At 70.4% G+C, this 20,622-nt stretch carries 19 protein-coding genes and 1 pseudogene; 11 read left to right on the top strand and 9 right to left on the bottom strand.

Going from position 1 to position 20,622, the window contains the following annotated elements:
* Positions 1-168 precede the first annotated feature (168 nt).
* Positions 169-1,140: an alpha/beta hydrolase gene (locus ACZ32T_RS30100; RefSeq protein ID WP_467370128.1), complete on the bottom strand. Its 972-nt coding sequence runs from the start codon at positions 1,138-1,140 to the stop codon at positions 169-171.
* A 443-nt stretch (positions 1,141-1,583) separates the two neighbouring features.
* Between ACZ32T_RS30100 and ACZ32T_RS30095 the strand changes: the two genes are divergently transcribed.
* The 4 genes from ACZ32T_RS30095 (at position 1,584) to ACZ32T_RS30080 (ending at position 6,837) form a co-directional block, all read left to right on the top strand.
* Positions 1,584-3,458, top strand: a complete 1,875-nt coding sequence (locus ACZ32T_RS30095; RefSeq protein WP_467370300.1) for an amidohydrolase — start codon at positions 1,584-1,586, stop codon at positions 3,456-3,458.
* A gap of 128 nt (positions 3,459-3,586) precedes the next feature.
* Positions 3,587-4,249 (top strand): hydrolase, encoded by a 663-nt coding sequence (locus ACZ32T_RS30090; RefSeq protein ID WP_467370125.1) that lies wholly within the window; start codon positions 3,587-3,589, stop codon positions 4,247-4,249.
* Between the two features lie 45 nt (positions 4,250-4,294).
* Positions 4,295-4,819, top strand: a complete 525-nt coding sequence (locus tag ACZ32T_RS30085) for a DoxX family protein (RefSeq protein ID WP_467370123.1) — start codon at positions 4,295-4,297, stop codon at positions 4,817-4,819.
* 350 nt (positions 4,820-5,169) lie between these two features.
* Entirely contained in the window at positions 5,170-6,837 is a 1,668-nt protein-coding gene (locus ACZ32T_RS30080) for an MFS transporter (protein WP_467370121.1), read from the top strand.
* Positions 6,838-7,062: 225 nt separating this feature from the next.
* Here ACZ32T_RS30080 and ACZ32T_RS30075 read toward each other — a convergent pair whose 3' ends face one another.
* Positions 7,063-7,788: an alpha/beta fold hydrolase gene (locus ACZ32T_RS30075; protein WP_467370118.1), complete on the bottom strand. Its 726-nt coding sequence runs from the start codon at positions 7,786-7,788 to the stop codon at positions 7,063-7,065.
* A gap of 549 nt (positions 7,789-8,337) precedes the next feature.
* On the opposite strand from ACZ32T_RS30075, the gene ACZ32T_RS30070 reads away from it, so the two are divergent.
* The 3 genes from ACZ32T_RS30070 to ACZ32T_RS30060 all read left to right on the top strand — a co-directional run bounded on the left by ACZ32T_RS30070 (position 8,338) and on the right by ACZ32T_RS30060 (position 11,129).
* Positions 8,338-9,174 (top strand): alpha/beta fold hydrolase, encoded by an 837-nt coding sequence (locus ACZ32T_RS30070; protein WP_467273457.1) that lies wholly within the window; start codon positions 8,338-8,340, stop codon positions 9,172-9,174.
* Positions 9,175-9,805: 631 nt separating this feature from the next.
* Positions 9,806-10,453, top strand: coding sequence for a LysE family translocator (locus tag ACZ32T_RS30065; protein WP_467370115.1), 648 nt, complete (start codon positions 9,806-9,808; stop codon positions 10,451-10,453).
* Between the two features lie 187 nt (positions 10,454-10,640).
* Positions 10,641-11,129, top strand: a complete 489-nt coding sequence (locus ACZ32T_RS30060; RefSeq protein WP_467273456.1) for a nucleoside deaminase — start codon at positions 10,641-10,643, stop codon at positions 11,127-11,129.
* 214 nt (positions 11,130-11,343) lie between these two features.
* Here ACZ32T_RS30060 and ACZ32T_RS30055 read toward each other — a convergent pair.
* Both ACZ32T_RS30055 and ACZ32T_RS30050 read right to left on the bottom strand, forming a co-directional pair.
* Positions 11,344-11,526 (bottom strand): annotated as a pseudogene (locus ACZ32T_RS30055) (hypothetical protein); the annotation flags it as partial.
* Between the two features lie 217 nt (positions 11,527-11,743).
* Positions 11,744-12,196: an iron chaperone gene (locus ACZ32T_RS30050; protein WP_467273455.1), complete on the bottom strand. Its 453-nt coding sequence runs from the start codon at positions 12,194-12,196 to the stop codon at positions 11,744-11,746.
* Positions 12,197-12,358: 162 nt separating this feature from the next.
* Between ACZ32T_RS30050 and ACZ32T_RS30045 the strand changes: the two genes are divergently transcribed.
* The 4 genes from ACZ32T_RS30045 (at position 12,359) to ACZ32T_RS30030 (ending at position 15,802) form a co-directional block, all read left to right on the top strand.
* On the top strand, positions 12,359-13,018 hold the full coding sequence (locus ACZ32T_RS30045; RefSeq protein WP_467370113.1) for a TetR/AcrR family transcriptional regulator: 660 nt from the start codon (positions 12,359-12,361) through the stop codon (positions 13,016-13,018).
* Between the two features lie 435 nt (positions 13,019-13,453).
* Positions 13,454-14,227, top strand: a complete 774-nt coding sequence (uppS, locus tag ACZ32T_RS30040; protein WP_467370111.1) for a polyprenyl diphosphate synthase — start codon at positions 13,454-13,456, stop codon at positions 14,225-14,227.
* 139 nt (positions 14,228-14,366) lie between these two features.
* A complete protein-coding gene (locus tag ACZ32T_RS30035; protein WP_467273452.1) occupies positions 14,367-14,981 on the top strand; it encodes an ABC transporter ATP-binding protein in 615 nt (204 codons plus the stop codon).
* Positions 14,978-15,802 carry an ABC transporter permease gene (locus ACZ32T_RS30030; protein ID WP_467370109.1) on the top strand — a complete coding sequence of 275 codons (825 nt, stop codon included), beginning with the start codon at positions 14,978-14,980 and terminating at the stop codon, positions 15,800-15,802. The genes ACZ32T_RS30035 and ACZ32T_RS30030 overlap by 4 nt, the downstream gene beginning before the upstream one ends.
* Positions 15,803-15,881: 79 nt before the next feature.
* Here the strand turns inward: ACZ32T_RS30030 and ACZ32T_RS30025 are convergent, their stop codons facing one another.
* The 5 genes from ACZ32T_RS30025 to ACZ32T_RS30005 all read right to left on the bottom strand — a co-directional run bounded on the left by ACZ32T_RS30025 (position 15,882) and on the right by ACZ32T_RS30005 (position 20,576).
* Complete coding sequence (locus tag ACZ32T_RS30025; protein ID WP_467370298.1) at positions 15,882-16,952, bottom strand: polyprenyl synthetase family protein; 1,071 nt, start codon at positions 16,950-16,952, stop codon at positions 15,882-15,884.
* A 145-nt stretch (positions 16,953-17,097) separates the two neighbouring features.
* On the bottom strand, positions 17,098-18,177 hold the full coding sequence (locus ACZ32T_RS30020; RefSeq protein ID WP_467370106.1) for a polyprenyl synthetase family protein: 1,080 nt from the start codon (positions 18,175-18,177) through the stop codon (positions 17,098-17,100).
* Between the two features lie 172 nt (positions 18,178-18,349).
* Complete coding sequence (locus ACZ32T_RS30015; protein ID WP_467370103.1) at positions 18,350-19,222, bottom strand: squalene/phytoene synthase family protein; 873 nt, start codon at positions 19,220-19,222, stop codon at positions 18,350-18,352.
* Positions 19,223-19,524: 302 nt separating this feature from the next.
* Complete coding sequence (locus ACZ32T_RS30010) at positions 19,525-20,196, bottom strand: NUDIX domain-containing protein (RefSeq protein ID WP_467273448.1); 672 nt, start codon at positions 20,194-20,196, stop codon at positions 19,525-19,527.
* Positions 20,193-20,576 carry a DUF4406 domain-containing protein gene (locus ACZ32T_RS30005; RefSeq protein WP_467273447.1) on the bottom strand — a complete coding sequence of 128 codons (384 nt, stop codon included), beginning with the start codon at positions 20,574-20,576 and terminating at the stop codon, positions 20,193-20,195. The genes ACZ32T_RS30010 and ACZ32T_RS30005 overlap by 4 nt, the downstream gene beginning before the upstream one ends.
* Positions 20,577-20,622 lie beyond the last annotated feature (46 nt).

The following is a 20,622-nucleotide window of genomic DNA, read 5'->3' as shown; positions in this document are numbered from 1 at the left end:
CGCTATGCAGCCGTGCGGAGGGCGGTTTGCCCATCGGTGCACCGGATGGTGCCCGTCGGCGCACACCACGCGTCGCCGCGCCGGGCCCGCGGGTCGCCGGGGCCGCGTTCGCCCCCACCTGAGGCTCGGGGCCGCGGGAGGGGGCCGCGGCGGTTACGGCGTGTCCGGTCAGTGACCGTGCAGGGCGGTGCGCAGGGTGGCGACGGCCAGCAGGATGGCGGCCTCGGCCGCACGGGTATCCCGCAGCGCGTTGAGCATGACGAAGTCATGGATGACGCCCTGGAAGCGGACGGCGGTGACCGGAACCCCGGCCTCACGCAGCTTGTTGGCGTAGGCCTCCCCCTCGTCGCGGAGCACGTCCGCCTCGCCCGTGATGACCAACGCCGCCGGCAGGCCGGTGAGCTGCTCGGTGGTGGCCCGCAGCGGGGAGGCGGTGATCTGGGCGCGCTCGGCCTCGTCGGTCGTGTACTGGTCCCAGAACCACTGCATCCCGTCGCGGCGCAGGAAGTAGCCCGTGGCGAACTGGTGGTAGGAGCCGGTGTCGAAGTTCGCGTCGGTCACCGGGTAGAACAGCACCTGCTGGACCAGCGGTACGTCGCCGCGCTCCTTGGCCATCAAGGTGAGCGCCGCGGCCATGTTGCCGCCGACCGAGTCGCCGGCCACTGCCAGCCGGGAGGCGTCCAGGTTCATCGACGCGCCCAGCTGGACGATCCAGCGGGCGACCGCGTAGTTCTGCTCGACGGCCACCGGGTAGCGCGCCTCGGGGGACAGGTCGTACTCCGGGAAGACCACGGCGGCGCCGGCGCCCACGGCCAGTTCGCGTACCAGGCGGTCGTGCGTGTGGGCGTTGCCGAAGACCCAGCCGGCGCCGTGTATGTAGAGGATGACCGGCAGCGTTCCCTCGGCACCGGCGGGCCTGACGATGCGGGCCCTGACACTTCCGGTGGGACCACCGGAGACGGTGATCCATTCCTCGTCGATCTCCGGCCCGGCGATGTCACCGGACTGCACCTCGTCGACGGCCTTGCGCCCCTCGGCGGGCGCCAGGTCGAAGAGGTAGGGCGGGTTGGCGGTCGCTTCGGCGAAGGCGGCTGCCGCCGGCTCCAGGACCGGGGGAACCGGCTCGACGGCATGGGACATGGGAGTCTCCAGGTTTCTTCTTGTGCTGTGCCGGGTTCCTCCGGCGGGGGAGGCGGCCCCCGGCTCGGACGCGGAGATCCGCGCGGGCCGCCGCACACACGTTAGAGGCATTCGGGGAGCGGGAATTGACCGTCAGCGCACAGCAACTGACCTGACAGCGCATGCGAAGTGATCCGCAGTGCACTGTGGGAACGAACGCGGTGCACTGCGGGGAAACATGGACTCCGCGGCTCGAAATAGCGTGGCGACCGAGCAGTTGCGAACCTTCGGGTTCCGGGAAAACACCCGGGAGTCCTCCGGAGAACCACGTCGATCGAATGTGGGCGCGGGAATCATCATGTGTGCCTCTTCAGCTCCCATCGCGACTGTCGTGCCGGTCCTAAGTCGATGCAGACGCATGTCGACGCTTTCCACGCCGTAGGAGGTTGTCAAAGGTGTCCACTATGCCGGTCGGTGGGCTTGTTCCCAGCGCCACCGACCATGCCGCGGACCTCGTGGTCCGCAACGCCAAGATCCACACCGGAGACCCGGGCCGCCCGCAGGCTTCGACGATCGCCATACGCGACGGCGTCATCACGGTCGTCGGTGACGACCAGGACGCGGCCCCGCACATCGGCCCCGCCACCAAGGTCGTCGACGCCCTCGGGCGCCGGATGATCCCGGGCCTCAACGACTCCCATCTGCACGTCATCCGGGGCGGACTCAACTACGTCCTGGAGCTGCGGTGGGACGGCGTTCCCACACTGCGCCAGGGCCTGGCGATGCTGCGTGAGCAGGCGGGCCGCACCCCGAAGGGCCAGTGGGTACGGGTGGTGGGGGGCTGGTCCGCCGAGCAGTTCGCCGAACGGCGGCTGCCGACCGTCGCGGAACTGAACGCCGCGGCGCCGGACACCCCGGTGTTCGTCCTGCACCTGTACCAGTCGGCGGTGCTCAACCGGGCGGCGCTCAAGGCCGCCGGCTTCACCAAGGACAGCCCCGACCCCAAGGGCGGTCAGATCGTGAGGGGCAGGGACGGCGAGCCCACGGGCATGCTCCTGGCCGCCCCCGGCGCCCTGATCCTGTACTCGACCCTGGCCAAGGCCCCGGTGCTGGAGGGCGAGGACAGGAAGACCTCCACCCGTCACTTCCTGCGGGAACTGAACAGGTTCGGGCTCACGTCCGCGATCGACGCGGCCGGCGGATTCCAGAACTTCCCCGACAATTACAGTACGGTCATCGAACTGGCCGAAGCCGGTCAATTGTCCCTGCGTATCGCCTATCATCTCTTTCCGCAGACCGCCGGACAGGAGCTGGACGATCTCGCCCGCTGGGTCGAGACGGCCCGGCCCGAGGACGGTGACGAATGGCTGCGCCTCAACGGCGCGGGTGAGAACCTCACCTGGTCCGCGGCCGACTTCGAGAACTTCACCCAGCCGCGTCCGGAACTCGCACCCTATGAAGCGGAATTCGAAAAGGCCGTACGGCTCCTCATGGAGAACGGCTGGGGATTCCGTCTCCACGCCACCTATGACGAGACCATTCGCAGGGATCTCGCGGTATTCGAGAAGCTGGCCGCGGACGGGCTCTTCCCGGCCGGCAACCGGTGGCTGTTCGACCATGCGGAGACCGTCTCGGCGGACAGCCTCGACCGCATCGCGGCCCTCGGCGGCGCCCTGTCCGTGCAGAACCGGCTGTCCTTCCAGGGCGACGCGTTCGTACGCCGCTACGGTCCCGGCGCGGCGGCGGACGCCCCGCCGGTCCGGGCCATGCTGGAGCGCGGCCTGACGGTCGGCGCCGGCACCGACGCCACCCGGGTCTCCACGTACAACCCGTGGGTCGCCCTGCACTGGCTGGTCTCCGGCCGGACGGTCGGTGACCTGGTCCTCCGCCCGCCGCACAACCGCGTCGACCGGGGCACCGCGCTGGCGATGTTCACCGAGGCGGGCGCCGCGCTGACCGGCGAGGAAGACCTCAAGGGCGTACTGCGCCCTGGCTGCCTCGGCGACCTCGCGGTCCTGTCGGAGGACTACTTCTCCGTCCCCGAGCCTGACATCGCGCACATCGAGTCCCTGCTGACGGTCGTCGGCGGCCGGATCGTCTACGCCGCCGCCGAGTACGAGGGGCTCGACGAGGAGCTGCCCCCCGTGAGCCCTGCCTGGAGCCCGGTCGCGCGCTTCGGCGGGTACCAGGCCGCTCCCCGCACGGGTCTGTCGGGCGCACGCCAGGCCGAACTGCTCGGACAGGCCGCTGCCGAGTCGGAGCAGCACCGCCTGTGGCGTGCCCGACGCGGGCTCGCTCCGGAGACCGGAAGCACGTTCGTCGACCCCTGCTTCCTCTGATCTTCCGGGAGGGGCCCGGTCACGCACCGCCCCTCCCGGGACACCACCCCCCCGCGCGCCGTCCCCGGACGGCCGTTCACACAGCGGACACCCGTCCGCGACCACACCACCGATGGAAAGGCTTTCCCATGGTCAACATCTCCGAGGTCACCGCCGCTCCCAGCCCCGACCTGCTGACTCCCGACAACTGCGCGGTGCTGTTCGTGGACCACCAGCCGCAGATGTTCTTCGGCACCGGCAGCGGCGACCGCACCTCGATCATCAACTCGACCGTGGGCCTGGCGAAGTCCGCCAGGGTCTTCGACGTTCCGGTCGTGCTGAGCACCGTCGCCGCCGAGTCCTTCTCGGGACCGATCATGCCGCAGCTGGCCGATGTCTTCCCCGAGCAGGAGATCATCGACCGCACCACCATGAACGCCTGGGAGGACACCGCCTTCGTCGAGGCGGTGAAGGCCACGGGCCGCAAGAAGCTCGTCATCGCCGGTCTGTGGACCGAGGTCTGCGTCGTCCTGCCGGCGCTCTCCGCCATCTCGCAGGGCTACGAGGTCTATGTGGTCACCGACGCGTCCGGCGGCGTCAGCCCGCAGGCGCACGAGCACGCCATCCATCGCATGGTCCAGGGCGGCGCGATCCCGGTCACCTGGGTGCAGGTGCTGCTCGAACTCCAGCGCGACTGGGCGCGTACCGAGACGTACGTCCCCGTCACGGAGGTCGTGAAGGAGCACGGAGGCGCCTACGGCCTCGGGCTCGTCTACGCCCAGGCGGTCATCGGCGCGCACGCCGCCGGCTGACCCCTCCACGCTCACCGACGGAACGTCAGGGACAGGCAACACTGAATGGATACCGGACTGTTGATCCTCCGGCTGGTGGCGGGTCTCCTCGTCGCCGGGCACGGGGTGCAGAAGGTCAGTTTCCTGCTGGGCGGCAACGGCCTGGCAGGCGGAACCGCGGAGTTCCGGCACGACGGGTTCCGTGGCGGCCGGATCACCGCGCTCGCCGCGGGCGGCAGCCAGATCGGGGCCGGCCTGTTCCTGGCGTCCGGACTGCTCACTCCCCTCGCGGCGATGGCCGCCATGGGAGTGATGACGGTCGCCGGAACCGTCAAGTGGCACAACGGGCTCTGGGTGCAGAACGACGGGTACGAGTACCCCTTGGTCCTCGTCGTCGTCGCAGCGGCGCTGGCCCTGACCGGGCCGGGCCGCTGGTCGGCCGACGGCCTCATCGGGCTGCCCCCCTGGCCGCTGTGGATCTGCCTCGCGGTCATCGTCGTCGGCCCGGCCAGCGGGCTGCTCGCCCGAGCGGTACTGCACCGCCGGCCCGCCGGCGGCACGGAGACCGTCCCCGCTCAGGCCGTGGACTGACGCGGCCCGCACGTCGGCCCGTGGAGGGAGAAACCCCCACGGGCCTACGCCGCCCCGGACGACGCCGGTGCTGCTCGCGGCCACCCGTCGCCTTCGGGGCTCCGGCTGCCGTCCGGACCGGAGCGCAGCCGTGAAGCCGGTGCCGCCCCCCGTCCGCCGGCGTGGACGGGGGGCCGGCGCGCGGCTTCGCCCGTACCCGGCAACCACTGCGTCCACAGATCAGAGACCGTGCGTTCCCGGTCAACGGACGACGTCCGAGCGCGCCTACCGTCGCGTTCGAGCACACCCGAACGGCGCCTGGGGCAGTGCCGGATGCATGGCGCCGTCTCCCGAAGCCGGCATGGATCGATATGAGCACGAAACCGTCATCCCGAGACTCTCGCCGAGGGCCCGACTCCACCTGGGCCCCCCTCGCCGGGCGCGTCTTCCGCGCGTTGTGGATCGCGCAACTGGTCTCCAACATCGGCAGCTGGATGCAGACGGTAGGGGCCCAGTGGCTGCTGGTCGGAGAGAGCGCCGCACTGGTGACGCTCGTGCAGACGGCCTCCAGTCTGCCCGTCGTGCTGCTGGCCCTGCCCTCGGGAGTGCTGGCGGACCGCTACGACCGTCGTGGGGTGCTCCTGACCGCGCAGTGCGCGATGCTCGCGGTCTCCACCGTGCTCGCCGTGCTGGCCTTCTCGGACGCACTCACTCCGCACCTGCTCCTCGGCCTCACCTTCCTGCTGGGCTGCGGCACCGCTCTGATGGGCCCCGCCTGGCAGGCGATCCAGCCGGAACTCGTGGAGCGCCGGCACCTGGGCGAGGCGGCTGCTCTCGGAGCCATGAACATGAACCTGGCGCGCGCCGTCGGCCCGGCCATCGGCGGGGCCGTGGTCGCGGCAGCGGGCGCGGGCTGGGTCTTCGCCTTCAACGCGGTGTCCTACCTCGGCATCGCGGCGGTTCTCATGGTCTGGCGGCGGCCTCCGACGCAGTCGCCCCCGGTTCAGCGCGAGCGGCTCCTGACGGCTCTGCAGGCCGGCCGCCGTTACGTGTGGCACGCGCCCGGCGTCCGCCGGGTCCTGCTGCGGACGCTGCTGTTCATCCCCGGCGGCGCCGCGTTGTGGTCCTTGCTGCCTCTGGTCGCGAGCCGCTCCCTCGGTCTGGGCTCGCAAGGGTACGGCGTGTTGCTCGGGGCGGTCGGCGTCGGCGCGGTGGGCGGAGCCTTCCTGCTCCCGGCAGCGCGCCGTTCCCTCGGCGCCAACGGCGTACTCGCCGCAGGTGCGGCCGTCTATGCCGGCGTGCTGGTGGTCCTGGCCACGGTGCGGGTCCCCTGGCTCGCGGTGGTCGTCCTGCTGCCGGCGGGCCTGGCCTGGATCGGTGTGCTGTCGACCCTCAACGCCGCGCTCCAGACGAGGTTGCCGGGCTGGGTGAGGGCCAGGGGACTGGCCGTCTACCTCCTGGTCTTCCAGGGCGGCCAGGCGCTGGCGGCACCGGTATGGGGTGCGCTGGCCGACGGTCCGGGGCTCACCTTCGCCCTCCTGACAGGCAGCGGGCTGCTGCTGGCCGGCGCGGTGAGCGTGCGCCGGTGGCCCCTGCACGGCATGGAGGGCATCGACCCCAGTCCGTCCGATCACTGGCCCGTTCCGCCCCTGGTGTTCGTGCCCGGCCCGGCGGACGGCCCCGTCCTGGTTTCCGCCGAATACCGGGTCGCCGCCGGGGACAGAACCGCCTTCACGGAGTGCATGGACCGGGTGGCCCGTTCACGCCGGCGGACGGGAGCCCTCACCTGGGGGCTCTATCAGGACGGCAACGATGCGGAGAGGTTCGTCGAGCACTACCTGGTCGCCTCGTGGTCGGAGCACCTCGCCCAGCACCACGGCAGGCTCACGGCGACCGACCGGCGTCATGAGGAGCGCGCCCGCCGCCTGCTCGTGGCGGGCACAGCCCCGGTGGTGACCCACGCCTTCGACACCGTCGGGGGGCCGGTGGTGCCCGGAAGGCAGGAGACGACGGTCGCGGAGCAGGCGACGGGCCGCTGACGCCCGGCGGACCGGCGGGGACGGGACGGCCGCGGGGGCGTTGTCAGACGTCAAACGGGGCAACCCAAGGGCCCGACCGCCCGTGGCCGAGGGACGGCCGGGCGGCCGGGCCGCGGAGAACAGCAGCCGCCCCACGTCGGCGGACCAGGAGGATCCGGGGCGACGAGGACGGCTGCCGTCCCGGTGGGCAGTGCCTGACCCTGACGAGCGTCAGGCGGCGTCAGCTCAAGCGGCGGTCGCCCGGACAGCCTCCTCGATCAGGTCGATGACGCGCTCGGGGTGGGCGAGCATCACCAGGTGCGAGGAGTCGACCTCGACGGTGGTCATGCCGGCCCGCTGGTAGCCGAAGCGCTCGACCTCCGGGTTGATGGTGTGGTCGGCCGAGGCGACCAGACCCCAGGAAGGCTTGGTCCTCCATGCGGCGGCCGGGGCCTTCTCCCCGAAGGCCTGTGCGGCCAGCGGACGCTGGGAGACGGCAAGGACGGAGGCGAGGCGGGGGTCGACATCGGCGGCGAAGATCGCGGGGAACGCGTCGGCCCGGACCGACACGTCGGTCCCCGGGGTGGTGGATCCCTCGACCGGGAAGGGGGTGTAGACCAGCGCGCCGGCGAGGTCGGAGTCGGGGAAGCCACCCTGGAGCTCGCCCAGGCTCTCGCCCTCCTCAAGGGCGTAACCGGCCAGATAGACCAGAGCTCTGACGTTGTCCTCCACGCCGGCGACGGTGATGACGGCACCGCCGTAGGAGTGTCCGACCAGCACCACCGGTCCGGGTATCTGGCGGACGACCGAGGCGATGTAGGCCGAGTCACCGAGCAGGCTGCGGTTCGGCACGGCCGGGGCCACGACGTCCAGGCCGCGGGCGGTCAGTTCGGGGATGATCCGGGAGAAGCTGGACGCGTCGGCGAAGGCGCCGTGGACCAGAACGACGGTCGGGCTGTCGGGGCGGGACATGGGACAACTCCTGGTTGAGGTGATGGTGACCGGCCGACGGGCGGCCGGGCAGGCGGGGGGACACACCCCCCTCTGCGGGGGAGGCGGAGCGGCACCCGGAGACACAGACGGCCCCCTGGGGGCGGTTCGTCCGGTGGTGCGCGTGCGCGCGCTCCGGACGGCGATCGGCCGGGTCGCCTCTGCCGGACGGACGACGCAAGCATTTCCGTCCGGCGAGTGGCGTGCTCCGCACACTAGGGCCGCCCAGTGAGGGCACCTTGACTGTCGGTGCACCACGTGTGGCCTGTCCGTGCTTCCGGGGCGGGGACCCCTGCCCGGCGAGCGGCACGCGAGGACCGGCCCCCTCCCGGCACTTGCGGACAACGAGCGGTGCGCGGAGGGTCAACGGGCGACGGGACGCCGCCCTAGCGTGAGGGCATCGCGTGCCATGCGTGCCGCGGATGCCTCGGCGTTCGATGCCGGGGCGCCGAGCCCTGCCTTTCGGCCGGCCCTCGTCGAGAGGGCTGCGGTCACGCGTGTGCCAGTCACTTCCAGTGAAGGAACGAAACCTTGCCGTACATCACCGTGGGTCAGGAAAACTCCACCGCCATCGATCTCTACTACGAGGACCACGGAACCGGGCAGCCGGTCGTCCTGATCCATGGCTTCCCGCTCGACGGCCACTCCTGGGAGCGGCAGAGCGCCGTGCTGCTCGAGGCGGGCTACCGCGTCATCACCTATGACCGCAGGGGCTTCGGGCAGTCCGGCCAGCCGACGGCCGGCTACGACTACGACACCTTCGCGGCGGACCTGAACTCCGTGATGGAGACGCTCGACCTGAACGACGCCGTGCTGGTCGGGTTCTCGATGGGCACCGGTGAGGTCGCCCGGTACGTGTCCGCCTACGGCTCCGCCCGGGTGGCCAAGGTCGCCTTCCTCGCCTCGCTCGAGCCCTGCCTGCTCAAGAGCGACGACAACCCGGACGGCGTCGCGCCCAAGGAGTTCTTCGACGGGGTCGTCGCCGCGGTCAAGGCGGACCGCTACGCCTACTACACCGCGTTCTTCCAGGACTTCTACAACCTCGACGAGAACCTCGGCAGCAGGATCAGCGAGGAAGCGGTCCGCAACAGCTGGGACGTCGCAGCGGGCGGCGGTTTCTTCGCCGCCGCCGCCGCGCCGGCGACCTGGTACACCGACTTCCGGCCCGACATCCGGGCCATCGACGTACCGGCCCTGATCCTGCACGGCACGGCGGACCGTATCCTGCCCGCCGAGGGGACGGCGCGGCCGTTCCACAAGGCACTCCCGTCCGCCGACTACGTGGAGATCGAGGGCGCCCCGCACGGCCTGCTATGGACCCACGCCGAGGAGGTCAACGCGGCACTCCTCGCCTTCCTGGAGAAGTGACGCCGTAGGACCGGATGAGCGCGGGCAGCGCAGCGCGCGGCGGACGCGTCGGCCCCGCTGTGCACCTGCCCGCGGTCCGCGGGGACTCGCCGGGGAAGGGCGGCCTCACGAATCGCCGAGGTCGGTGAACGCCCAGTTCACGTCGTACGGGGCGAGTTGGGTCGTGATTTGGCGGCGCCGGCCGGGACCGGCGGTGGGAGGCAGGGAAACCATTGGGCGGCCGTCTGCCAGTTCGCATCGGATCTGTTCGCAGGCGACGCCTAGGCGGGCCAGGGCTGTGGAGATCCCACGCCGCGTGGAGTCGAGACGCAGAGGGACCTCGGAAGGTTTGCCCACGTCGGTCACAGGCAGCGCCGGCAGAACGATGACGTCCTTGAGGGCCGCGGCTCGCTCGGGTACGTGCTGCGCGGCGTGGGTTGCCTCGGTGCACACCGTGTCCCGAGGACGGGAATCTGATGCCCGCTCACGTCATCGTCCACGTTGATGTGCTCGACGAGGAGGCCGCCCTGGCCTACGTACCCGTGGCCCAGGAGTCCATCCCCAGCCATGGCGGCCGATACCCCACAGGCACTGGCGGCGGGTGCACCCCGGTCCGGGAAAGGACTGTGGACGCGACACGCCACCGTGTTGGATGGGCTTCATGGTGTCCACCGACCGTCTACTGGCTTTCGCGGCCATGTCGTTCCTTCTGATCGTGGTACCCGGTCCCAGTGTGCTGTTCGTGATCGGGCGGGCCCTGTCCCAGGGCCGCCGTGCCGCGTTGGCCACCGTGGCGGGGAACGCGCTGGGTGCCCTGGTACTCGTCGTGGCCGTGGCTCTCGGGGTCGGGGCCGTGGTGGAGCGTTCAGTCCTCGCCTTCACAGCGCTGAAGCTCGTGGGCGCCGCGTACCTGATTCACCTCGGAGTCAAGGCGGTGCGACAACGTGGAGCGCTGTACGCCGAGTTGACAGGTGATCGTCCTGCGCCGGGTGACCTGCGCACGTTCTGGGAGGGGTTCGCGGTCGGTGTGGCCAATCCCAAGACCATCGTGTTCTTCGCCGCCGTACTGCCTCAGTTCGTCGACCGTGGCCAGGGCCATGTGATGCTGCAGATGTTGTTGCTCGGCTTGGTCTTCAACCTCATTGCCGTGGCTTCCGACAGCGTGTGGGGGCTGGCCGCGGCCACCGCGCGGGGCTGGTTCACCGGCTCACCGCGGCGGCTCGCCATGGTCGGCGGCGCCGGTGGGCTCACCATGATCGGCCTCGGCGTGACCGTTGCCGCGACAGGCCGCAAGGATTAGAGACTCGTCCGGACCGGGTTCCCAGCACGACCGCGGGTGGGGTCGTGTACGTGCTCCGGCGAGTGCCGGTCCCAGGTCACCGGAGAGCCCGGATCACTCCCTGGACCCCGGCCGGCGCACGACCGCGGATGCCGCTGAGGGACGTATGCTGCGCGCGGTGATCGCGATGTGAGGAGGACCGTACGCCATGGTGACGGAAGCGGAAATGCCCTACCTGCGCCGCTGCGTGGAGCTGGCAGCCGAGGCGCTGGCGAAGGGGGACGAGCCGTTCGGTTCGGTGCTTGTGAGCGCGGATGGCTCGGTGCTTGCAGAGGGCCACAACGAGGTGGCCTCCGGAGACCACACACGGCACCCCGAGTTCGAGCTCGCCCGATGGTCGGCCGCCCACCTGACGCCCGAGCAGCGGACGGCCGCGACCGTCTACACCTCCGGAGAACACTGCCCGATGTGTGCGGCCGCACATGCCTGGGTCGGTCTCGGCCGCATCGTGTACGTGGCCTCGTCCGCGCAACTCGTGACCTGGTGTGACGAGCTGGGGGTCCCTGAATCCCCGGTACGCGCCTTGCGGGTCAACGAGGTCGCTCCTGGGGTAGTCGTGGAGGGGCCTGTCCCGGAACTGGTCACGGACGTCCGTGACCTGCACCGCAGATTCCACGACGCGAGGCAGCGCGACTAGTGCCGCGTCAGGCAGGGTTTGCCCGGACGACGACTGCGCGCAGGCGCTCGTCCTTGACGTGCTTGGTCCGCCCGATGATGTAGCGGCGGATCATGCTGCCCTGCTCCTTGTGGCCGGCATGGTCGGTGCCGGCCAGCGTGAAGTAGCGCAAGGCGGTGAACCGGGCCTCGGGCTGAGCGACAGCGCGAATAGAAACGCTCGGTGCCGAAGTCGTGATTACGTCCCGGATCCGGTCCGCGCTGGTGGACGTGACCTCGGCGATCTTCGCCAAGGCATGCCCTGGGCGGACAGCAGCACCATCTGGGCCCCGCCGCCAGGTCACCACCGACCCGGTTCCCCTGCGGATGATCCGCAGCAGCCGTCCGCCCTCGGCGTCACCGATCTCGCGGACCCGCACTCACTGTGCCATCGGCCCAGCCTGGCGCACGCGCGCCGTCCGAAGGGGCACCCGGACGGCGCGTCACATCTGCGACCGAGCAACAGGATCTGCCTGCTCCGGTCAGCCTGGCGCCTCGACGTCGTGGGTGAAGGCGCGCAGCAGATGCTGTGCCGGCAGCGCCAGGCCGCCGAGTACGCCGAGGTGCCACGGGCCCAGCCCGTTCACGGGGCGCGCCTTAGCTCACCGCCTGCTTCACGAGCGCACCGATCCGCGCCTCCACCTCGGCCGTCACCTCGGTCATGGCGAAACCGGCCGCCCACATCGTGCCCTCGTCCAGCTTCGCCTGGTCGCTGAACCCGAGCGTCGCGTAGCGCGCCTTGAACTTCTCCGCGCTCTGGAAGAAGCACACGACCTTCCCGTCCAGCGCGTAGGCGGGCATCCCGTACCAGAGCTTCGGTGCGAGGGCCGGGGCGCTGGCTGTGATGACTGCATGGACCCGCTCAGCCATGATCCGGTCCGAGTCCCGCATCTCGGTGATCTTCGCGAGCACGTCCCGCTCCGCCTCCGCCGCCTTGTCAGCGCGCGAGCTGCGGCGGGCCGCCGTCTTCAGCTCTTGGGCGTGGTCCTTCATCGCGGCCCGCTCCTCGGCCGTGAATCCTTCGTGCGTGCTGCTTTCGGTGCTGCTCATGGCAGATCTCCCTTTGAGGGTCTGATGTTCTGGATCTTGGGCGCGTGGGTGGCGACGTGCCGCCACATCCGGCATCGGCACGCGGCGTGCCGATCTAGGCTGAATGCTGCGCGCAGCCCTCGACATTGTCAACGGCACGCCATGTGCCGTTAGGATGGCGGCATGACCGACACGCCCGCCACGCCGAGGCGCCGAGGCGCCGCGCGCACCGAAGAGCTGCTGCAGGTAACCCTCGATCTGGCTGCGGAGGTCGGATACGCGGGCCTGAGTATCGAGGCGGTCGGCCGAAGGGCCGGGGTCGGAAAGCACACGATCTACCGGCGCTGGCCGTCCATGTCGGCGCTGCTGCTCGACGCGCTCAGCCGCGTGTGGACCAGCGACCTGGACTACCGCGACACCGGGGACGTCCGCGCAGATTTGCGCGAGCAGTTCCTACGCTCGGGCATCGCCCTCTCCAGCCCGCCGATCGGCCCCGTCTACCGCGCAGTCATCGCCGAGGCGCAGGCCGATTCAACGCTGCGGGCGACCCTCCACGAGCGATTCCTGGTCACCGTCGAGCGGAGCACCCTCGACCGAATCACCCGCGCCCAGCGCACCGGTGAACTGACCGCGGAAGTGAATCTGGAATTCGCCACCGAGGTGCTGTGCGGCACGCTGTACTACCGCAGCCTGCTGTCAACCCGCCCCATCGACGAGCACGCGGTCGACGGACTGCTGGACATGTTCATGGCCGCCTACGGAACCAGTAGTCAGGACTCGGCCGCCCAAGTCGGACCTACCCTCCCAGGTGCGGACGCCGGACCCCTGTGGTTGTTCGACTGACCGGAGTCGGACGGCAGTGGCTGCGACCGTGCCGTGGACGAGGTACGCGCTCTTGTCGTGGCGCCTCGCCACAGCGTGGAAGCCCTTCAGTCTGTTGATCATCCGCCCGACTTCGTTTCGGCGTTCGTACGCGATGCGGTCCCCGGCCCGGGCCGGAAGCCGGTCCAGCGGTTCGGGAGAGTCGCAGTGCGAGGGCAGACAGTCAGGCGGCACAGCGGCCGCGGTCCGGGGGGCCGGCAGCAGGCGCGTCGACCACCCCGATCTCCCGACCTCCGTCAGGCCCCAGGCGTTCGGCGTCACTCGACGTACGCCGGCTGCGGCGCAGGCAGTGGTCGACGGGCGTTGCGTCAGGAGGGGACGGTCGTTGTACGGGTGGACGACTGGCGAGACGGAATCACAGTCGGCTGGGAACCGGCTGTCGGCGAGGAGTGAACCATGGCGAGTGCAAGACCCTCGGACGGGGGAAGTCCCGTTGCTCTCGCAGCCGATGTCGCCGATCCACCTCCTGTCTTCCCCTGGCTGCGTCACTTGGCCGTCATTCCCGACGGCAACCGGCGCTGGGCCGAGGACAGAGGGCTGCCGAGCCTGGAGGGCCATCGGCGCGGCTGTGAGCGGACGCTGGAACTACTCGACCGATGCCGTACGGGCACCGGGATCGAAGTCCTCACGCTGTGGACGACGTCCGTCGAGAACCTCAGCCGGTCCCGCGCGGAGGTGGACCAGGGGCTTCCCGTAATCGCCGAGTTCGTCGGGCACATCGCCTCTTCGAGGCATTGGCGTATCGGGTTCATCGGCGATCTCGACCTCCTGCCGCCCCTCGTGGCGGCAGAACTGCGCGACCACGCGCACCGCAGCAGTGCTGTGCAGGGTCCGCTGGTGAACTTCGCCATCGCCTACAGCGGACAGGACGAGATCACTCGTGCCGTGCGCAGGCTTCTGGACAGCCGGGCCGCGGACGATCACCTCCGTCCAGGCCAGGAGCCGTTGCGTGCTGCGGAACTGGCTCGGCACCTCGACACCGCCGGCCTGCCCGATCCGGATCTGGTGATCCGCACGTCCGGGGAGACCCGGCTGTCGGGCTTCATGCCGTGGCAGACGCTGCACTCCGAGCTGTACTTCTCACCCGTCCTGTGGCCGGACTTCGGTGCGTCTGCCCTGGAGGAGGCGTTGGAGGAGTACCGGGGCCGTCGACAGCGCAGAGGGCTGTGACGTGCCGACCGCCGCGCGAGCCGCTCCAGGGCGTGACGATGATCGAGCAGACGGGACGCGTGTGAAGCGAACGGCCGGTCACCAGGCGGCGCGTGCGCCGTATCGGGATGCCACGGCCGAGGGCCGGCCGAGCCTGCGCATGAGAGAGGTGTGCAAGAACTATCGGAGCCGTCCCGTCCTGCGGGGGGTCTCTCTGGACTTGTACCCGGGGCAGCTGGTGGGCGTGGTGGGCGAGAACGGCGCCGGGAAGAGCACCCTCCTGCGGATCCTCACGGGTGACCTGGCCGCGGACAGCGGAGTGGCGGAGTGCCGGGGGTCGGTGGGCAGCTGCCCGCAGGACGCGGTGCTCCACGGAGCGTTCACCGTCGAGCAGCATCTGCGGTTCTTTCGGACGGCCTACGGCCTGAACCGTCTCGACCGGGCCTTCGAACTGCTGGAACAGCTGAACTGCACCGGCTACCGGAAACAGCGCGTGGAGACGCTGAGCGGGGGGACCCGGCAGAAGCTCAACCTCGTGCTGGCCTTGATGCACGATCCGCAGGTGCTGCTCCTGGACGAGCCGTACCAGGGCTTCGACTGGGACACCTACCTGCGCTTCTGGGACCTGGCCCGCACCCTGTGCGACCGGGGGTGCGCGGTGCTGGTGGTCTCCCACCTCGCCTACGACGCCTCCCGCCTCGACGCCCTGTACCGCCTGGACGCAGGCGAGCTACGCGAAGCGGAACAGACCGCCACGGGCGGGTGGGGCTCGTGAACCGGTGGTGGTCCTGCCTCTGGACCGCGCTGCGCTTCGCACTCGTCGAACAGGCCCGCAACCGGCTGGCGCTGCTCATCGTGCTGCTGTTCGTGCCGCTGTGGACGACCCTGGCGTTCGAGGTGGTGGCCCGGACACCACTGCGTTTCCACGTGCGCCCGGTGAACCGCCGGCTGGTCATGGACGCCAACGTCCTCACCCAGATCACCGGGGCGCTGCAAGCTCTGACCTTGGTCATCGCCTTCATGATGTTCATCGCCACCGCCCGCTCCGCCCTGTTCGACCGGCGCCTGGTGCAGGCCGGCTACCCACGGTCCTGTCTGGCGGCTGCGAAATGCGCCACGCTGGTGCTCGTGGCCGCAGTGGTCGCCGTCTACGCCACCGCCTGGACCCACCTGCTGTGGCAGCCGGCGCAGCCCATGGTGTTCGCCGCCGGCATGTTCGCCGGCGCCCTCGTCTACGGAGCGTTCGGCATCGTCCTCGCGGCCGTGCTGCGCAGCGAGCTGGCCGGGATGTTCCTGGCCATCATGACCAGCTCCATCGATCTGCTCCTGCAGAACCCGATGATCAACCCGAACGCCGACAGCCCCGTCGTGCGCTACCTCCCCGCTCACGGCGCGGTGCAGGCCTCCGTAGCGGCCGGCGGCCTGGACACCGTGCCCTGGAGCTCCTTGCTGCTGGGGGCCGGGTGGGCTCTGGGCATGGCCGCGCTGGGCATGACGGCCTTCGCCGTACGCACCCGCACGCAGCGTCTGCCGGCCGGCCAGGCGGCTGATCAGCACACCACCGGGGACGCCACCGCCTCTGTCCGGGCAACGTGAGTACTGCCGTCCGCTCGCAGGCGGCCAGGTACGGGACCGCCCGCACGCACAGGGCATCGCCGCCGGTGTCCGGTGGGCGCTACCGGACCCGTTCCATGGCCCACCGCGGCAGGTACTCGAAGAACGCGACCGCCTCCGGGCGCCACCTCGAGCGCCAGTCGGCCGCCTCGGCCGTGGCCAGTTCCGCGTAGCGCCGCATTTCGCTGCGCATCCTCGCCGGGACCTGGCGACGCTCGGCGATCTCGCGGACGGCTCCGATGGTGGCTTCGGTGCAGTCCGGGTCACCGAGCGCGGACTCCACCACGGTCTTCTCGGCCTCCGTGGCGGCCGCGAGAATGGCATGGACGGTGTAGTTGCGCCGCCCGCCCCGGATGTCGGCCCCCATGGGCTTGCCCATGACCTGTGCGTCTCCGAACAGGTCGAGGTAGTCGTCGCGCATCTGGCCGCCGATCCCCACCAGCCGGGCGTAGCTGCGCAGTTCCTCCTCGAAGGAGGCGGGTTGCTCGCCCGCGGCGAGCAACCCCAACTGCATGGGGGCCAGCACCGAGTAGCGAGCGGTCTTGTAGTCGGCCACACAGTGCAGCGCTTCCTCGTCCGTGTGCGGGGAGAAGTCGCGCTCGAGGTCGATGATCTGGCCCACGAAGGTGTCTGAAGCCGCCCTGGTCTGCGCTTCGACCATGGCCTGCCGGATCGCAGTGGGTGCTTCGGACTCCAGGAGGACCCGTAGAGACAGGGCGAGCGCGAGGTCGCCCGCAAGGATGGCGAGTCCGATGGCGGCCTGCGGATGGTCGGGGAACTTGTGCCGATAGGCGTAATAGGTGGAGGGACCGTTCCGGCGGGTGGGGCTGTCGTCGATGATGTCGTCGTGGATCAGCCCGTGCGTCTGCAGCAGTTCGACGCTCAGCGCGGCGTCGTCCACTGCCTCGGCCGACTCGGTGGTCACCAGGCCGGCGGCTTCGTACACCAGCGCCACGCGCATCCGTTTCCCCCCGCGCAACGACAGGTCCCGCAGCAGGTTCAGGCATTCGGGCGTGAACCTGCTGAACGAGGGCACCTCGAGATCAGTGCCGAGAGTGTGGAAGTACTCCTCGAACAGCGTGCTGAAGTGGCTCTCGTATCCGGCCAGGCGTGCCCGGATCCGGGTGGTCATGACAGCGGCGTCAGTCACAGGGAAGACCTCCTGATCGAGTGGACTGGGCACAGGCACCTACCGGCCGACGACGGCCCGGAGTGAAGCACGGGTGCGCTTCACCGCCTGGCCGGCAGAGGGTTGCCGGGACGGGGGAGCCGAGGTCTCAGGAACTGTAGGAAACCGCGGCGACGGCCAGCCTGCGCAACGCGCGGTCGGCGGCGGGCGGGAACGCAGCCGTCTCAAGCACCCGTACGACGTGATCGTAGCGGGCAGTGATCATGGCCTCGGTGCGTTCCCGCGCTCCGGTCGACTCCAGGATGGCCCTCACGTCGCCCGCCCCACCCTCGCCCAGGTCCGCCCGGCCCACCAGGGCACCGAGACGCTGCCGCTGCTCGGGACCGGCGGCCCGCATGCCCAGAGCCAGCAGCACCGTGCGCTTTCCCTCCCGCAGATCACCCAGACCCGGAGCACCCGCGCCGTCCGCGCTGCCGAACACATCCAGCAGATCGTCCCGTAGCTGGAAAGCCTCACCCAGCGGGAGCCCGAGGTCCGTGAACCTCTCCAGGACCTCCGCGCCGGCCCCGGCAACAGCGGCACCCAGCTGCAGAGGGCGCTCAACCGTCGCGGTAGCGGTCTTGTAGCGGACGATCCGCAACGCCGCCTCGACATCATCCGCGTCCCGGCCGGTGCCCATCACGTCCAGATACTGGCCGTACATCACCTCTTCCAGCATCGCGTCGAACAACGCGTGCACCGCTTGCCGCCTTTCGCAGGCCAGCTGAGCGGTGTGCAGCAGCTCCTGCGCCCAGATCAGGGCAAGGTTGCCCACCAGCAGAGCGCCACCCGCCCCGAGCCGCTCCGCGCGCTGCGAAGGAACCAGGCGGGTGCGCAGGGCGCGATGAACGGCAGGGCGGCCACGGCGGCTGACCGAGTCGTCCATGATGTCGTCGTGGATGAGGGCGAAGGCCACGAACAGTTCCAACGACGCGGCCACCCGCACGACGGTCTCCGTGTCCCCACGCCCGCCGGCGGCATGCCAGCCCACCACACACAGCAGGGCACGGATGCGTTTGCCGCCGGCGGTCAGGAAGGACCGCAGCGTGTCCACGACCTCGGGTGGAAGGCCCCGCCTGCCGGCCGAGCGGACCTTGCCGTCCAGAAAGTCCCGCAGCACCGCATCGACTCGCTCGCGCACCGCCGACAGATCGACTTCATCCTGGACCGCGGTGGCAGCCGACGTCACGGGCCCACCTCTTCGACCCGGGCCCCGATCTGGTGGGCATGGCTCGTGGAAAGCGGCACCCGGCAGCTCGGCCCGGCCGGTACGCCTGGTTTCCGCGACAGCCCGCGCCGCCCGCAACGCCATGTCACGCATTTGATCCGCATGCATCATCAACGACAGGAGAGGCGCTGAATCACGCCCGCTCCACAGTGGACCAGCGCTCCTGGACCAGCAGACGCAGGCATGCCACCGGCTGGTCCCGCAAGGGACCGCGCACGACACCGGCACCCCGCGAAGTGATGGCCCGAAGCCGCTGATGGTGCAGACGCAATACACAGCGCACCAACGGACGATGAGGCTCCGCGACTTCGTCGACGATTCGGCCGGCCTCGTCGAGCGTGGCATGCGCGGTGTCGGCAGTCGCCGAGATCAGTGCGCGGACACCAGGAGTGTCCCGGCCCTGCTCGAGGTCGCCACGCGTCACGCCGTGCCGCTGCAGGTCCTCGGTAGGCAGGTAGAGGTTTCCGCCCCGCAGATCCTCCGCCAGATCGGCGAGGAAATCGGTGCGCTGGCACCCGTCGGCGAGCAGCCGACAGGAACGGGCGAACTCCTCGTCACCACCACCCGGTTGCACCAGGCCGGTGGTGAGCATGGCGAACGGCCAGGTGAGTTGGTCGACGTATGCCTGGTAGTCCGATTCGTCGGCGAAGCCGGGGAAGCCCAGATCGATCCGCGTACCCTCCAGGTAGGACTCGACCCATCGCCGCGGCAGGCCACACTCCGCGGACGTATGCAGGAAAGCCCGGAGCAGCGGGTGCTCCACCCGGCCGGTGTCCAACCCGGTCCGCACAAGGCCCACCCACCGGTCGAAGCGTCGCCTGCGCTCATCGAGGGCGCCCGAATCACACACGTCGTCGGTGAAGGACGCGAACGCGAAACCGGCGAGCAGATGCGGCTGGGACGCCGTCGGCGCCAGGACCCGAGCAGCCGCGTAGGCCGCCGGATCACTCCGCACGAGGAACCGCGCCACGTGGCCGTAGTCGGCCCGCAGCCGTCCCCCTTCCACTCCTGCCGCATCCAGACACCGCCGCCACGACCGCACTGGCTTCCCTCGCTCACATGTAGAGGTGTGCAGGCAGAACTGCGTACGCACCGACACTGATCCATCAGACAAACGAATGGAGCACGTCATCTGTCACGCCGCTCGGGCCCCCTCTTCCCCCGGGGCGAACCAGGCGCGTACCGCGCCTCCGTACGTCCGACGACACCGGCGGGGGCGGCTGAGTCGGACGCGGGAGGCTGGGTGCCGAGCGGTGGACGATCCACCTGATGGACGGTTCCGGCCGCGCTGCGCGGCGCGGCGGGCGATCAGGGATGGTGCGGGGCGAAAGGGCCGTCCAGGGCCGCCCATTGCAGGAGCAGGACGGTCTTGCCGTCGGCGATGCGTCCGTCACGCGTCATGGCGAGGGCTTCGGCGAAGGGCAGTTCGAGGACTTCGATGTCCTCGCCTTCCTCTTCCACCCCGCCGCCGATCCCGGCGCGGTCGGCGGGAGTATAGGGGGCGGCGAAGAAGTGGAGGCGTTCGGTGACGGAGCCGGGACTCATGTAGGCGTCGAGGACGTGGATGAGCGGGCCGAGGGTGACGCCGAGTTCTTCGGCCGCCTCGCGGCGGATCGCGGTGTGCGGGTCGTCCGAGTCGAGCAGTCCGGCCGCGGCTTCGACGAGCATGCCGTCGGGGTGGTCGTTGACGTAGGCCGGGTAGCGGAACTGGCGGGTGAGCAGGACGCGGCCGCGTGCGGTGTCGTAGGGCAGGACGACGGCGCCGTTGCCGCGGTCGTACGTCTCGCGCACCTGCGTTTCCCGGCGGCCGTCGCGGCGGCGGTAGTCGAAGGTGGTACGGCGCAGAACGTGCCAGCCCTGGGAGGTGAGCTCGACGTCACGGACCCGGACGTCGGGGTTGCGGTCGAGATCGCGCCCTGCTCGGTCGAGACCTGTCCGGCCGCGATGGTCCGGGGTGTCCACACCGGGGCGTGGCTTCACGCGGCCCCCTGCTGGTCGAGGGCCGGGATCTCCGCGATGTCGTGGTAGACGGGCAGGCCGCGGCGGCGCGCGAGGGCGACGTCCTGGTCGGCGCCGTCGGAATCGCCGGGCAGCCGCAGCACGGCGTCGCAGCGGGCCAGCAGGCGCTCGGCGGTCGGGTACAGCACCTGGTCGGCGAGCGGGTCGGTGGGGCCCGCGCCGGCCGAGTGCAGGACAGGCAGGGCGATCCACTCCCCGATGACGGGGAGGTGCCCGGCGGCGAACACGGGCCAGGCAGCCGCTTCGAGACGCTCGAGGTTGGCGGCCATGGCCTGCGGGTCTCCACCGGTGCCCGAGCGGTAGGGGCCGGCGACGAGGATGAGCATGGGCTTGTCGGTCATGGACGCTACGATACATGCAGAAACGTGCAACAACGGGAGAGAACAA

It is taken from the genome of Streptomyces sp. NPDC023573, assembly GCF_055559735.1.
The sequence above is the reverse complement of the archived record's forward strand: the minus strand, read 5'-3'. Positions and strand labels throughout refer to the sequence as shown.